The organism is Vibrio sp. 1CM23M (assembly GCF_023161755.1).
Classification (GTDB): domain Bacteria; phylum Pseudomonadota; class Gammaproteobacteria; order Enterobacterales; family Vibrionaceae; genus Vibrio; species Vibrio coralliirubri.
Map to the genome: position 1 here is coordinate 1 of NZ_JALNTR010000003.1, position 15,322 is coordinate 15,322.

The 15,322-nt window shown below is 37.5% G+C and carries 11 protein-coding genes; 9 read left to right on the plus strand and 2 right to left on the minus strand.

All coding sequences use genetic code 11. The features are described from left to right. Nucleotides 1–1,666: recombinase family protein (locus MSG35_RS10995; protein ID WP_248383916.1), on the minus strand; the 1,666-nt coding region annotated here is incomplete at its 3' end. 961 nt (nt 1,667–2,627) lie between these two features. Between MSG35_RS10995 and MSG35_RS11000 the strand changes: the two genes are divergently transcribed. The 4 genes from MSG35_RS11000 to MSG35_RS11015 all read left to right on the plus strand — a co-directional run bounded on the left by MSG35_RS11000 (nt 2,628) and on the right by MSG35_RS11015 (nt 6,775). Then, nucleotides 2,628–3,206, plus strand: coding sequence for a hypothetical protein (locus tag MSG35_RS11000; RefSeq protein WP_248383917.1), 579 nt, complete (start codon nt 2,628–2,630; stop codon nt 3,204–3,206). Nucleotides 3,207–3,327: 121 nt separating this feature from the next. Beyond that, nucleotides 3,328–3,534 carry a hypothetical protein gene (locus MSG35_RS11005; RefSeq protein ID WP_065608107.1) on the plus strand — a complete coding sequence of 69 codons (207 nt, stop codon included), beginning with the start codon at nt 3,328–3,330 and terminating at the stop codon, nt 3,532–3,534. A gap of 133 nt (nt 3,535–3,667) precedes the next feature. Continuing rightward, nucleotides 3,668–4,525: a hypothetical protein gene (locus MSG35_RS11010; protein WP_141922197.1), complete on the plus strand. Its 858-nt coding sequence runs from the start codon at nt 3,668–3,670 to the stop codon at nt 4,523–4,525. Between the two features lie 807 nt (nt 4,526–5,332). Then, nucleotides 5,333–6,775 (plus strand): SEFIR domain-containing protein, encoded by a 1,443-nt coding sequence (locus tag MSG35_RS11015; RefSeq protein WP_065608109.1) that lies wholly within the window; start codon nt 5,333–5,335, stop codon nt 6,773–6,775. Between the two features lie 265 nt (nt 6,776–7,040). Here MSG35_RS11015 and MSG35_RS11020 read toward each other — a convergent pair whose 3' ends face one another. After that, nucleotides 7,041–7,538, minus strand: coding sequence for a hypothetical protein (locus tag MSG35_RS11020; protein WP_141922196.1), 498 nt, complete (start codon nt 7,536–7,538; stop codon nt 7,041–7,043). 126 nt (nt 7,539–7,664) lie between these two features. Between MSG35_RS11020 and MSG35_RS11025 the strand changes: the two genes are divergently transcribed. From MSG35_RS11025 to MSG35_RS11045, 5 genes are all read left to right on the plus strand, one after another. Then, nucleotides 7,665–8,375 (plus strand): hypothetical protein, encoded by a 711-nt coding sequence (locus tag MSG35_RS11025; protein WP_141922193.1) that lies wholly within the window; start codon nt 7,665–7,667, stop codon nt 8,373–8,375. Nucleotides 8,376–8,615: 240 nt separating this feature from the next. Beyond that, on the plus strand, nt 8,616–8,870 hold the full coding sequence (locus MSG35_RS11030; RefSeq protein ID WP_141922192.1) for a hypothetical protein: 255 nt from the start codon (nt 8,616–8,618) through the stop codon (nt 8,868–8,870). A gap of 383 nt (nt 8,871–9,253) precedes the next feature. Further along, nucleotides 9,254–10,723 carry a P-loop NTPase fold protein gene (locus tag MSG35_RS11035; protein WP_065608113.1) on the plus strand — a complete coding sequence of 490 codons (1,470 nt, stop codon included), beginning with the start codon at nt 9,254–9,256 and terminating at the stop codon, nt 10,721–10,723. Nucleotides 10,724–11,403: 680 nt separating this feature from the next. Next, complete coding sequence (locus MSG35_RS11040; RefSeq protein WP_248383918.1) at nt 11,404–13,326, plus strand: DUF4365 domain-containing protein; 1,923 nt, start codon at nt 11,404–11,406, stop codon at nt 13,324–13,326. A 66-nt stretch (nt 13,327–13,392) separates the two neighbouring features. Further along, on the plus strand, nt 13,393–14,199 hold the full coding sequence (locus tag MSG35_RS11045) for a DUF5677 domain-containing protein (RefSeq protein ID WP_065608114.1): 807 nt from the start codon (nt 13,393–13,395) through the stop codon (nt 14,197–14,199). The last annotated feature ends 1,123 nt before the right edge of the window (nt 14,200–15,322 follow it).

The following is a 15,322-nucleotide window of genomic DNA, read 5'->3' on the forward strand; positions in this document are numbered from 1 at the left end:
TGGTCGAAAGCACCGGTCTTGAAAACCGGCAACCGTTAATAGCGGTTCTAGGGTTCAAATCCCTATCCCTCCACCACCTTGATACGGAAACGGGAACTGAGAAATCGGTTCCCGTTTTTGTTTTTGATACGCAATTAAGAAGTACGATTTTCTTTCCTCGTATCCTCAATTTCTTTTTTTCGTTCCATTCCACCTTAATATCAGTGATTAGGCTCTTAAGTAACCAATTCGCGTTACTATCAGTTGATTCTCTTAAGCACTTACTTAGCTTAGTACAAAATAACTGAGCTTGAACCTCTCCGAATTTCATTATTGGTAGCTCTTTTGAATTTTTAGAAAGCTTCATGACTGCTTTTTTCACTTCTAGAACTTCTTTTTCCTGTTTCTTGATAAAATCGGAAACTGATGAAAACTGTACTTCAGTGGGTTCGTTGTAGAATTTTTGTATAAACCTATGTAATTTTTCTTCCTCAACCTTGAGCTTACGAGTAAGCCTTGTGAGCTCATTTGCATCTTTCGCAAAACACTCTGAATACCTTTTCCTCAAGTCTTTACTAATACCCATAATGTTCTTTGGCGTGAATACCTCAGCAAATATCTTATCTAACACAATACATTCAATTTTGTCTTTTGGAATCGGTTTAAAGCTACATAGGCTTTTACCCTTTCTAATTTTTTTGCCACAATCGTAGTATTTGTAACTCCCAGACTTTCCAGTCATCATAACCAGTTTTGAACCACATTTTGGACACTTTAAAATTCCTGAAAGAAGGTATTTAGTGTTCCATGCTGCGAGTTCCCGGTTCTTAAGCTCTCTTTGCCTCAACCCCTTCTTGACTGTGTTAAATAGCTCCTCATCGATTATAGGAGGAACTGGGACTACAATTGGCTCTTTCTCTTCATACTTTGAGGTTTTTCCATATATATATTGGCCTATGTAAATAGGATTATTTAAAAGCTTCCCAATTGCGTTTTTATTCCAAAGTTTCATTCGATTGGTTATTTTTAGTTCATTGAGTTTGTTTGCGATTTTCTTGACCCCCATTGGCTGATTCGAAATATCCCCCTTTGCCCAATGGAATATCTGCTTTACGTACTCAGCTTCACTATCATCGACAACTAACTTTTTTCTCTGTTTATCGTTGGTCTTTCCAGCATTGATGGATTTATATCCGAACGGTACCGTTCCTCCTGTGAAGAAGCCTTTTCTTGCAGTATCGTAGAGGCGGTCTGTCACTGTCTTGCCGTTTAGTGCACTCTGATGTTCGTTCACGGAGCCTAAGATATTGAATAGTAGAGTGGTTGTTGAGTCCCAATCTATAAGATTATCTGCTATTGATTTCAGCTCCACATCAAATCGTTTAAATATGCCGATCAATCTTACCTGCTCTTCTACTCTTCTTGTCAGTCTTGATAGGTTGTAAACCACAACTGCATCAATTACTTTTTTATGCTGATTTTCACTCTGTATAAATTGGAGCATCTCCTCAAAACTAGGCCTTCTTTTTCCACTATAGGCACTGTAACCTGCATCTTCGTAGTAGTTTACAATTTCATACCCCTGTTCTTTGCACCACTTATCTATATGGTACTTTTGTCCATCCAGTGAGTCTCCTTTTTCTACTTGTGATTCTGAGGAAACTCTAATATAAGCGACGCATTTCATTTCTTAGCTCCTTTTTTAACTTTAGGAAATCGTGAAATAGAGTGGACAAAGATTTTATTAAATTCTCGTTCCTCTAAACATAGAATGATGCTTTTTAACTTAGACTCTAGATCTTTAGATAATTTTAACTTTACGTTTAGATTATTGCTCATAGTTCTTATCCTATATGCTATCGAACGGTACGAATACAAGAACAAAGTTAGCACACTAATAATTATTATGTATTTACATGTTTACTTGTGGATATACTTATCAAGTAAATCAGGCGGGGTAAAATAGCACTCACCCTCTTAATTCATAAGCTTAAATAATTTGGGGTTATTTCTTAGATATATACATTGTTTTTTTATGAAAAAAAGATATAAAAAAACTAACGTTACCATTATTGCTTGATAATCGATGTTGTTTTGTTATCGAATGTTCTGTTCAAGGGCACTTGGCTATAAAAAGTGATCGTAATTGCAATTATATTTAAGTGTATTTATCTAAATCCCCCCCCGTGTGAATGACTTACAAACTCATAATATTTTTACGAAAGAAGTAGAAGTAAACAAGGTATATCTTCTGTAACTCAATGATTAAATTAAAGGAAAACTACATATCTTTGAAAAACCTGAAAAAAATCCGTTATATTTTTCTGGTTAATTATCGAAAAGTAAACAAGTAGGCATGGATTATTGAGCTTAATCAATGGGTTGCGCGATTTTTGGATTAAGTGTTAGTATTGTTTTGTTCTTGATTTTATCTTAAAAAATAACAAGTGATTTTAATGGTTAATTAAGGTTTGATGGTTTTTTTTAAAATGCTGTCTTTGCCATAGATCTAATCAGAGCTTAATAGTTTCGGTAAAGTTAGCCTACTAGTTAGGATGATTAAAATGAAAGACGGAACATCTCTTTAAAAATCGTTTTGGAAGGTAAGTGTGGGAAATAAATTGCCTCGTTTTGGGGGCGTCGATAGTATGGAAAAAGAAATTGATGTTGAATCAGTTCTGTTAAAATCAAAGAATGAAAAGAGGTGCTTTGAAAGTAAAATAGAATTTTTGATGGATTGCTTTGATTTGAAATCAATTGAAGAAATTAACTTTTTGAATGCTATTCAGTCGACTGAGTTTGAAAGGATTGAAGATGAATTATTAAGGGATAATTCTTCAAAATGTATTCCTGACATCAATAGTCGATATTATGCTCTTGAAAGTAAAATTAATATTAGACCGAAATTTGAGATAGGTAAGGTTACAAATGAGCGTTGGCTATTTAAATTAGTACCTGACTATAAACTATCCTCTCTTATGAGTCACTGGGAAAGAGATAACGAAAATAAAACACTAGAGATAAGACAACCATCACAACAAGTAGAAACAAACATGTTAATAGATTTTTATAGGAATGAACTAAAAGAGGTGGTTTATATAATTAATGGAGCTGTTGAACTTTTAAAATGGTTACATTGCTGGGGTGGCAAAGCCTTCATACTTGAAGACCTATTCGAAGATGAAATTTTCCACTTATTGTTTGGTAGTTTCGAATGTGAGAAATAGGACTTAAGCGTATTTGATTAAAATCTCATACTTAGCCCTAACTTAGGTTGGGGCTTTCTTTTTTCTTTTTTCTTTTTAGTAACCAAACACCCTCATATTAAATTAAAAATTAGGTAGTTAGATGAAAAAAACACCACCAAACCTAAAAGCATTTAGATTCAACGGAATTCCATTTCTAGTAGTTGACCCGAGTACGCTACCTGTTGATGCGTTGGCGGCATTAGATAGATACATGCGTGGTAAAACCGTCAGCCATCCCATCTATATCTACATACAGGATTGGGACGAGTTTTGCGGTGCTGTTGAGCGAGGTGATATCACTATTTAATATAACCAAGTTTTGATTGTCAGTTAACAATCTGATTGGATTACATTTACTAATTAATGTTAATACCAACCATCTTTAAGGTAGTTTGGTAACAAATGACTGGCGAGATAGTTATCGATGAAGTGAGGTAGGTATGTTTAGAGCGGCTAGATTTGAGAACGTTACTCAGACGCTCCAACATTATGCAGATGAGCTTGATGTTGCGATCACAAGAGCACTTGCAATTTTTGCTGGCATTGAACAATACAGAGCAAATAGGGACGGGACATTTTTATATGTGCCTAATAATGGTAGTTCTACAACAACCATTACCCCTGAGCAATTTAAGGATGCATTCCTTGAGAGCATGGGTGCTATCACAATTTATGAATACGAGAAGCCGAAGGGCAGAACCCTTAAACTTAATGACGTTTGGTTAGATGACCCAATTGGTAGTGCCGGAATCGATATATTAGATGTGAACGTTTTGACGGAAAAACAGAAAACGGAAGTTATGGCTATCTTCTCACCATTCATTGGTGTCATTTACCCCCAGCATGTAGCTAAAGTCTATTCAAAGAGTGATATTTCGAAAATCTATAAACAGATCACTAGGACAAAGCTTGGTAGAGACGAAATGGCATCAAGAAAGCATCGTTCGCTGTCACTTGGTGAGTTATGGTCGCTCAGTAAGCCACAAGAGACCATCTGGATATACCTAACTCTTGAACTTCGAAAGTGGGCACTCAGTGATGGCTACGATTATTTTTGCTATGTGAACACACACGAAAAGGATGGTTCAATGTGCTATGTAGCGTTATCAGATAACACATTCGGAAAGCCAATTGCGAGGTACCGATTTGATCACGAGCGTTATAACGAGCTACCAGAAAGTGCATTAATCACGCGAACAAAAGAGTTGGCATTAAAGGGGGAATCAAGTGTTCAAATAGATGATTTCATTTGGTGCGGGAACCCCCCTTCTGACTATTGGATTAAAGAGCCTTGTTGATAGGGTAACTTTGATCCTGATAAATGGTTGCGACACTAGAAGTGATCCGAAAAGGCATAGCGTTCTATGGAACGTAGCTCGGGCTCATCCAACGATGGCTTAAAGTGCAAATCTAGATCGTTTCTGCACTTAAGCTCAATGTGCATATTGATTCTCAATTAACTAGCTAGGAATCCGCAGGAGTTGAGCTGCACCGTTTTTATGTATATATATTTCGGACGTAAAGCATTTGAAAAGAGTCATCCCCCTAAAAGAACGTACTAGAGACGCTTTGCCTAGATTAACCCCTAAGTTCCTGTTTTGCCAAGCTAACGAACCTTGGCTTAGCAACTTCATGTAACTCAAAATTGCCCCCAAATGAGTTTGGATAGGAGGCAAATGCAATTTTAATCAGCCTGTTTTATCAAGCTGTCAAATTTGGAAACAACCTGTTTCCTAAATTATTCCAGCCCCAAAGTTAGTTTGAGGGGGTTCAAATGCATAGTTCTTATACCCCTTCTATCAAAGTACTATCTTTCTGATAAAACTATCACGAGGAGTTCAAACGCTATCTTATGATATTTGTAACTAGTGTCCTCAGTTAGGTATGACTACGTTATAGTGGTATTACGAATAAATATTGCAACTAACATATTGATTTTGTTTTGTTATCCTAGCGAATGTGACGTTTTTCTGTGAATTAGTAGTTAGTTTTGAAGTATCTATGGAACATCCTTCAAAGTTATAGATAGACATCAAACTTGTGGCATAGATTCCATTGTAAGATGATGTTTTGTTAGAAGTAGATTGTTTCTGGGAATGGCATTGATGACAGAAGAACTCAAGCAACCAAAAGTCTTTATCTCGTATAGCTGGTCTAGTACACATCATCAAGAGATGGTTAAGCTGTGGGCTGATAGGCTAATTAGTGATGGTGTAGATGTAATACTTGATATCTATGACTTGAATGAAGGTGATAATAAGTATGCTTTCATGGAGTCTATGGTAACTGACCCAGACGTGACTCATGTCCTAGTTGTATGTGATTCTAAGTACAAAGAGAGAGCTGATGCTAGAGAGAAGGGAGTTGGTACTGAGTCTACTATCATCTCAAGTAAAGTTTACTCTCAGGTAAAGCAAAGCAAGTTCATTCCTATACTGTGTGAATTTGAAGACAATGGTGAGCCTGTTGCTCCTGTATTCATGGATGCAAGAATCGGCATTAACTTCTCTACTCCTGAAGCTGTCAATGAAAACTGGGAGCAACTAGTAAGACTCCTTTACAGCAAACCTCTTCATGTGAAACCAAAGAAAGGTGCTGTTCCTTCCTACATTACAAGTGATACACCTCTACCAGCTAATGAAGCTAGAGCTAAGTTTGAGTCATTAAAGCAAGCTGTTCTTCAAGAGAAAAAAGGTTTAAGACTGTATAGAGACGACTTCTTTGACTCGGTGGTGACTTATGTCCAAGAGATTAGGGTGAAAGAACGTCCAGATGAAAGTAGCTTCCCTAGCAAGGTACTCGAAGATTGCGGAAAGCTAAAAGTAGTCAGAAATCAGATATGTGATTGGGTTCTTCTTGAAGGTAATGTAACAAATGAGCAAGAGCTAGCTCAGGATATTATTGGACTTCTTGAGAAGCTTAGAGAGATGAAAACGAGACCACTCGAATTGAACTACTGGAATGAAAGATGGAGTGATGCTCCTAGAGCTTTCTTATATGAGTCATTCCTTTATATAGTGGCAGCTCTCTTAAAGGTTAGGTGCTATCAAGTTCTTCATGAACTCTTCACTTCTAGCTACATGGCTCCACCAGAACTTGTTCAAAGAGGTACTGAGCTAGAGAGCTTTAGCACATTCTATGGGAATGCAGATTCACTACAAGAGGTCTTAAGACCTAATGATAACCTCTTATCTCCAGTGGCAGAGTTATTTAAAGGACAGGCTGATAGACAAGACATTACTTTTAAAAACTTAATAGAGGCAGAAACTCTAGTCTTTATGATGTCTATGCTCAAAGAAGTCCATTGGTATCCCGCAACACTTCATTACGCTGAACACTATGAGAAGTTGCCTTTCTTCTTACGGGCTGCTCAACACAAGAACTATTCTAATCTGGCTGTTATAACAGGCATTCAAGATGCAAATCTATTGAGGCAAAAATTAGGAGACGAGTTACAGAAAAGAAGTCAATATCAAGCGCGTTTCTTTTTCTACGCTCCTGATTTTGGTCTCCTGATGAACTTAGATAAGTTAGATACAGTGAAGTGAGTTTGAGTGCTAGTTTGTGAGTCTTCTAGAATCGAGAGTACGAATCCACCTAAGAGGTCGATATGACCTCTTTTTGATTTTAAGCTGAGTCATCTCTAACTCACTTTTGTCCAAAGGTGTGCCATGAAACTCGAAAATGCCCCAAAACCGTTTAGAGTAAAAGGTCATTCATATACTGTTAGTACTTACTTTCCCTACTAAATCTTATGCGACAGTACTTATTGTTAGAATACCAAATTTATATTTATTCTGGCTCTCTTAAGAACTATGGTTCACTGTTACCCTTATCAATGTCAGCACATAAAGAAGAATCTTGCTCGCACAGTTCTATGCTTTTTTGGGAACGTTGCTTGAGCACTTCTACAACCTCTTTGTTGCCGAACTTATCGCTAATATCACGGTATGTGGTGTAGGCATAATAACTTCCGCCAGTAGCCAAAACGCAGACTCCAACGGTTAAGAATTGAGCTACCTTTCGCCTTGTGTCGGGGGGGAGCTTTTGAATAAAATCTGGCTCTTTTGTGGGTGGCGTTATTCGGTCGCCATCATCTAATTCCACAAAAAAGTCGTGCTCAAGTGCAATTGAAACCAGTTGGGGATACTTATCTACCTGAGGCAATTGACTGTCATCATCGTCTTTCCATTTACTTATTTGAGAAGAGCTTACTCCAACTTCATCGGCGAAAGACTGTTGAGTTTCGTACATTTTAATAAGTTTAGGTAGGAATTGAGGTGCATTTACTATTTTTCTACGGTCTGTCATGTTCTTCTAACCAAATGAAAATTAAGGCTTTCCTTATTTTTACTAACCTTTCCAACTGTTTACTATTATATGTGCACTGGCATAAATATAGTGTGAGCGAGCCCAAACGATAAGGAGTTAGTGAATATGAATCGAGCTTTAAGAGTTGACCCAAAAGTCATTACTGAGTCATTGGCAAAAGGGTTAGTTGGTAGACTTGCCAGAGAATGCGAACAAAACAAAGATCATCTATTAAACATACTTGCCAGTGCTAAAGGCATAAAGAATTTACAGAAAAAGTGTATGAAGTTCATTGGTGATGGCAAGGCAGTGTCAGGCATCTATTTAGGGGATAAGTCGCACATAGCAATGCAGGCATTCTTTGACCCGATGACGCAAAAGTTTGGTGGGGGCTATGTAACTAAGCTTAATGGAAAATACTCTTTTTACGCTTCAGATCTACGTTTTAGCAAACATTCGATAGAGCGATTAATTGAAAGGATGAAACCAGAACACCCTCATATATGCTTGGCCCATGCTATTAATGCGCAGATAGAGTGCAGATTTCGAAATGAACAACAATCCTGTATCAACTTAGATCAAGTCTACCACAACCCCCATGACGGGGTAGACGTGGCACTACCGTATGTACAGGGCGGTAATTTGCTGGGAATGTGGTTTGCAGCGAGCATTGGTGACAGTACCGCTTCTACAGCAAAGTCTCTTACGGCAAAGACGTTTGTTGATTGTTCACTATTGAGAACAGAACAATACCGTGCTTGTATAGAAGTTTACGATCATCAAATGAACAGTAAGGAAGAAGGGCTTACCCATAGTCATATCCCTCTTTGGAAATAATAGCGACATCGTCAACTGATCTGCAACTGCAAAACTGGACACTGCACCAAGCGAATTTCCCATACTTGAAAAAGCAATTAAGTTTTTAGAAACAGATAATAGTGAGCACTGGATTTAAGATGTCCATATTGCATTTCGACAGTATTTTGAAAACCAACTACCTACAAAGGAAACTATTGAAAAATCTAAATTATAACAGTACGTTACGCTAATGCCTCTCAAGAGAGCAAGGAGTTTACTATGACAAAAAAAGCGTTAAAATTGGAAAATAATTATTATATCAATATGGATACGGTGACTGAATTCTCTATTGAAGGTCAATGCCTGAGTATTACTACGACAGCTCACCCGGAGATTGGAAGGTACGTTGTTGCCCTTCAAGGTTCACAAGACGCTTCATATGCTCGTTTTACAGTTCCAATTAATGAGTTGCACCGAATAAAAAGGGAGCTAGGGGAATACATGGGGGTAGATCTAAATTCAGAAGCTTCCTAAAAAGGAAGTATGCTGTTGATCTTTGGCATAACAAGCTGCAGAGGGAAGACTTGTGTTGTGGGTGACTGATGTCGACCTATCGACTAAAAGCTTTGCTATACCTCAGGTAATCCGGTAACTACTAATTTAGTGAAATCTATAAAACGTTTTTGTCCAAAGGTGTGCCATGAAACTCGAAAATGCCCCTTTTCGCGTTAGATCTTTTACTCATTCACATCTTGTTCATAGGCTTTTCCCCTACTAAAACTTATCCATTCCTCTAATACTGTTAGCTGAGTGAAAAACAGCCCTTTTATACTTAATACTTTGTGAGTGAAACCGTATGTATATTGACCGTATAGGCTTATAATCGTAAATCGTTTTAAATTGCAAAGGTGTTGTATATGCCAGATTGTTTGTTTTCAGAGCCTAAGTATAAAGAATGGCTAGAAAGTTCTACGTTTGATAATTGTTTGTTAAAGCGTAAAGAGTTCGGTCAATTTTTGGCGAACTACCTTGTTGGTGAAAAGGAGGGCTTTGTACTTAATTTGAATGGTGCTTGGGGGACAGGTAAGACTGAATTTTGTAAAAGGCTTTATTCAGATCTAATTACCAAAAATTATCCGTGTGTGTATATAGATGCTTGGGAAAGTGATTTTAGTAAAGAGCCACTTACGGTTGTTGCTTCTGAATTACTGAAACAAATGGAGGAATTGCATTCGGATGTTGTCGGATTAGAGAAAACAAAAGAAATCAAGAAAGTACTTGGCAGAACTTTGAAAGGGTTGTTTGTCGGCTTGGCTGGCGGAGTAACCAAAAAGTTATTTGATGACTCTTCTACTGGTATTGCAGCTGCGCAACAGTTGGTTGGTGTTGAAGTAGACCCTGAAACATTTATAGACCAATTAGCTACAGACTATACCGAACAAGTTGAGTCGATAAAGTTTATTCGCCAAACACTTACTGATTTAGCAGAGGCATTAGAATCGGAAGTAGGAACGCAGTTGCCAGTAGTCGTTATTATTGATGAACTTGATCGCTGTCGTCCTGATTACGCAATAGAAATGTTAGAGGTGATAAAGCATTTCTTCACGACTAAAAATTTCGTTTTTGTTGTTGCTTCTGATACTCAACAGTTATGTGAAAGTATTAAAAACATTTATGGTAATAAATTCGATTCAAATCAATACTTGAAAAGATTTTTTGATCGTACAGCAACTTTACCTGAGCCTAATAATCACGATTATATAAATGCAATAGATTTTGATTTTACTGGTATTACAGACTTAAGGTTGTACCCACGAGTATCAGAAAATGAACGAATGTTTATTGTAAAGACTATAAGTGCATTTTCTGATGGCTTTGACTTGAAAATAAGAGATATAGACCAACTTCTTAATAAAGTTCTATCATGTCTACGTACAGCAAAGGCGTATCAAGATACGCAGGGAATATCTCAGGCGGTTAATTTACCAGTATTAATTTGTGGGTTAATTGAGTATGAGAAAAACTTATCAAGTTACCATACAAGAACTAACAGAAACGAGTCAAGACCAGTTTTGATGAATCAAAATGTTGATTACGAGGAAGAAATACCTTTAACTTTGCTCATTGAAATATGTTTGTTTAGCATAACTGAACGAGCGGAAGAAGATGAAGCCTCTTATCGTGGCACCCTCAGAACTAGATATAGTATACCTGTAGGAAGTGATTTCAACCCGAGTGATTGGGAGCATGAAGGTACAAGTGCTTCAATAAGAAACCTTCTAAATAGAGTAGTAACTATAAATAGTGCATCAATAAATGGACAAGGTAAGTCATGGCTATGGTCTGATTATAAACAAGTGATTGAGTTAGCAGGTTATCTAAACTAGCACAAAAATCAGCATTTGGGCTTTCCAATATTTGATAGCGACTTTGATGTCACTATCAATACTGGATGCTAAGTGGTTATTCAAAAATTGCTAATTTAGCAAAGGCACTGACAAGATTTTGTCCTAATCCGTGCTGAAGGGGTAGATCACCGTAACGCAGATCTGCCCCATTATCAGTTAGTGCAATTGCTCATTTGCAACATGTTCATGATGTTTTCCCTATCAAAGCTTGTCCAAGTACTTTGAAGTTTTGGCGTGCATACGTAAAGAACCAGTGATGACTGTGCGGTTCATTAAACAATGTTACGTGTATAGCAAAGCCATTTAGAAAACTCTAGACAGCTTGGAGTAGAACACTTATACAAAAGGACGTCCATTTTTATTACAAGGTTGATCGGAGCTGGAAATCTATTTTGCTCTGTATTTGCAGCTTAGTACATTGAGCAATTGCATAGCATTCGTTACTACCAGCTCAGTTGTTGACTTGATGCCTTAGCACTTTCCAGAAATAGCTCTTAACGTTAGCGATAAATCAACAACTAGATCGGTTGGCCCAAAGCAGTCACCGGAATACGCAGCTAGTGTCTCATAACTCTGAAAAAGTTGTTTCAATAGTTATCACTTATCCATATATTTAACGCGGCATTGAATGGTAATTAATTGATTTATGTAGGTAAATAATGAATCTTCCGCGACGAACTCGAACCCATATTTTAGAAGAACGTTCTGTAAGAAAATTTGAATCCCTCCTTCCTGAAGAATGGATTTACCGAACTCCATCTCACGATTACGGTATTGATGGGGAAGTAGAGATCATAGACACAGAAGGCTACACGACAGGAAAAAAATTCTTAGTTCAACTTAAAGCAACAGATGAAGAAGATGAATCTAAAGCACTTAAGCTAAGAATGAAAAACTCATCATTAAATTACTTTAACCAACTTAAAGTCCCAATTCTTATTGTTCGCTACCTTGCTAAATCAGACGCCATCTATACTCGTTGGCATTACTCTCTAAACCCAAATAATGATACGAAAGCAAAAAAAACTTTTTGCATGCTCTTTCAAGAAAAAGATAAGTGGAATGAAGTAAGTGCCGACAAAGTTACCAATGATATTGACGCATACTATAGTCTTAAGCAGCAAATACTAAAGAAACCTTTCCCTATTGCCTTAAGGGTTGAAAGTGGATCTTCACTGTCACGATATACATCTCAGTTTGCGACTCAATTGATAAGAAGTGCCAAAGAATCATATTGCCCATTCTCATTTTCACTTGTTTCTCGACTTGATGAAAGTATAACTAGCTTCATTGAAATTTTTAATGAAGAGTTCTATATCAACTTAGCTGGAGTTGGCAGCTTCCGAGCAAACTTCCAGCCTCCTAAGTGTATCGAAGACCTAAAGATCCTTATATCTGACATATACGTGGCATTAGCCTTCATTTTACAGAATCTTAGCCATATTAGAGAAGCAAACACACTCTTTGACAACTATCTGAATAAATCCAATTTCAAATACAAAGAGTTCATTTTTTTCTCATATTTATCTACCAAAGTTCAACTTAACCTTATCCCGGATGCACTTAAGTACATTGTTACGGTTGATAAGCAAATAAGTGCAGAAAATGATGACCTTAATTTTGCTCAATTTGGTTTGTCTCTAATCATTAGCCAAGTGCCTAAAGGTCAGAAGAGAGTTGTCGTTAATACTTATCATGAGCTGATTGAGAGCACTGACGACCCTCTAGTAAAAGCCACGTATTATTACAATATTGGCAATTGCTTAAGAGGAAGTGATAACGATCGCGAAGCTATCAAACATTACATCAAAGCAGCTAAACTAAACCCCGACTATAAGCTTCGACCATATTGGAGAAAAGAACTTGCTGGCCAGTTTTTCATGATTGGAAAATACTTATCCTCTAGTAAGTTATACGCCTTGTTAACTCAAGACGACAACACACCAGAAAACAAGGTTCTTTATGCTGATAGCCTTATGCTAGCTGGCAAATATCAAAAGGCACTAGAAATCCTAGAGGAATTTGAGCCAAAGCTAACAATAAGAAACTCAGAATGGAGCTTAAAATCTATCTGTCTAAAGTACCTTATTGATAAATATGAGCTAAAAGCACAAATAAAACAGGGAGAAGCTGGACGAGATTTCATTGAGCAATCTAGTGAAGATGAAATCTTGGCTTTCCTTGAAAGTAAAAATGCTCTTTGCCCTGACAGTCAATTTTTTATTGGAACCAAACTCGCTGAACGCGATCAGTTTGAAGAGGCTTGCTACTGTTTCTTAATCTCTGCATTTTCAGATGAACGTTATAAGCTGTCATGGATTCATGCTATGGCAAGTGCATTCAATGCCAATCTATTAGGGCTATTTGTGCTTATTCTAGAAACATCTAGCAGGAAATGGGGAATTGAAATAATAAGTGAATTTATTGAGAGTTTTCCACAAAATGATGATTCTAGGCTTAATGAATTCGCATTAGGTTTGATACAACATTGTGAAGAGTATATCAGCACTTTTGACGACAAAAGTTTTGAATTGAGGTTTGGAGATAGCAATACTTCTAACTCGTTAATAGTTAATACCTAGATCATGATCTTCTCTCGAACTTCTAGACATTAAACAAGGCATTGAGGTGCCTCAGGAGTATAGGAATTGGTTGAACCACAACAGTTTGATTTAAATGATTATTATTCGGCTTTGAGTTCATTTGATAAGGCTGTTTGTGAAGCATGTGCGGTTAGCAACTTCACAGCGGATCTGGTGGTTGCTCATTACATAGGGCATTCTTCCCATGTGTTTACACGGTTATGTGTCCACTCTGAAGCGCTAATATCTTCGTTACCCAAGTCTCGTTGGGCAAAACGAGACTATGAATCTTGGGATTTTAGCGTTATAGCTGCTCATGTGAGAGCTGTGATGGAAGGTTATTTGCTTTTTGGGTATTTGGCTGAAACACCGAAGAGTGAAGATGAGTGGTATGTAAAACTGAACATCATGCACTTAAACGATTGTACTCGTAGGATTCGGCTTCATGCCAATATAAAAAACTCAGTTGATGAGCAGCAATTCAGGCTCCAACAAGATGAATTGAAGCAGCGCCTAAAAGTTAATGGTTATTTCGACTCTTTATCAGCTCAGCTAAAGAAAAATCTGTTAAAAGGTAGAGCGTTGATGATCCCCACACGAGAAGAATTGCTCAGTCAACTAGGTGAAAATGTTGGGGATTTTAATGCATTTTACGATGCTGTTTCCAATTATACTCATATACTCCCAATGTCATATTATAGAATGGACTCCAATGGGCGTGGAACTGGTGCTTATAATCATTCAGACCTGTCGTACATAATTGTATCCCTCAATAAATGTACAAATTGGCTAGTAAGCTCTACTGATCGAATGATAGAGTTTTTTCCGAATAGCAAAGGGGTTAGAAAAGGCAAAAAATCTAAGTTCACGTAGGGCCAAAAGAAAATACTCGCAACCGTAAGTAACACATAGCAAATGTTTCATGCTTCAGTATATTTTTCCTTATCTGAGACTCTCCCATTAGAGCGACTTCTCTAACGCGTCTCTGTCCAAAGGTGAGCTGGAAATTGCTCAGCACAGACAGACTCAAGTAACGAAGATTTAGTCACTGCCCCAGATCGATTTTAGCTGTGTAAACTACGAATCTCAACATAGGCGTCTCCAGATGTTTCTATACCAGTAGCAGAGCCACTAACATGAACAATTTCGGTGTTTATGTTAAACTCAGTAAAGGGAACAGCTGAGTAGAGTTGGACATAGCGGACTTATATAGCAATGTTGCTGAACTGATGAAGTCAATAAAAGATCGACGAAATCAAATTGAATACCAGCCATTATCGACTGATCACAATTATCAATTCGACCAAATGGGTGCCGACTCATTCACTATCAGTCAACGAGATCTGCGGTTAGCAAATTCAGAAAATGGTGTGGTGAGCTGCCAAGGCTTTTACTACAACGGAGGCTGCTACACATTCGACCCTCCGCAGTTCCATGACCTTAGGCAAGCTCTCGTTAAGCAAGGGTACATTTCTCTAAACACATCAGAACAACTGTCTTATAACGTTGTTATAGTGCCATTTTTATTAAATGGCAGGCGCTTAAATGTTGGCGATAAGTTCAGGTCTGCCGTTTGGCATGCGAATAGAGTATTTTCCTGACTCTGGCAATTATGCTCCATACTTGGACATGCACTTCAACTCACCAGTCTTGCCCTTAGTGGTTGTGATTTCTTGACGTGTGCAGAATATATTGTGTGATCAGTACTAGCATGTCTGTGCCCAAGATGAATTAAAGTAAACACTATAGTCCAGAAGTGTGGCTCTGAAGGGCCTATCTATTTTTGCTAAAGAGACTGTAGTTGATTTGGAGACACTTTTTTCTGGCTCCTACATTGACTGATTCTTATCCGCTTGAGTGTATTTATGCTTCTTTGACGCAAGTGCGTAATACCAATCAGAAGCATAAATATATGAAGTTGGGGCTAGAAAGTTGGATTGTATGAATTTGAATTTTTATATGTAAATCAATCGATTAACACTAAGAATTCCCAGTT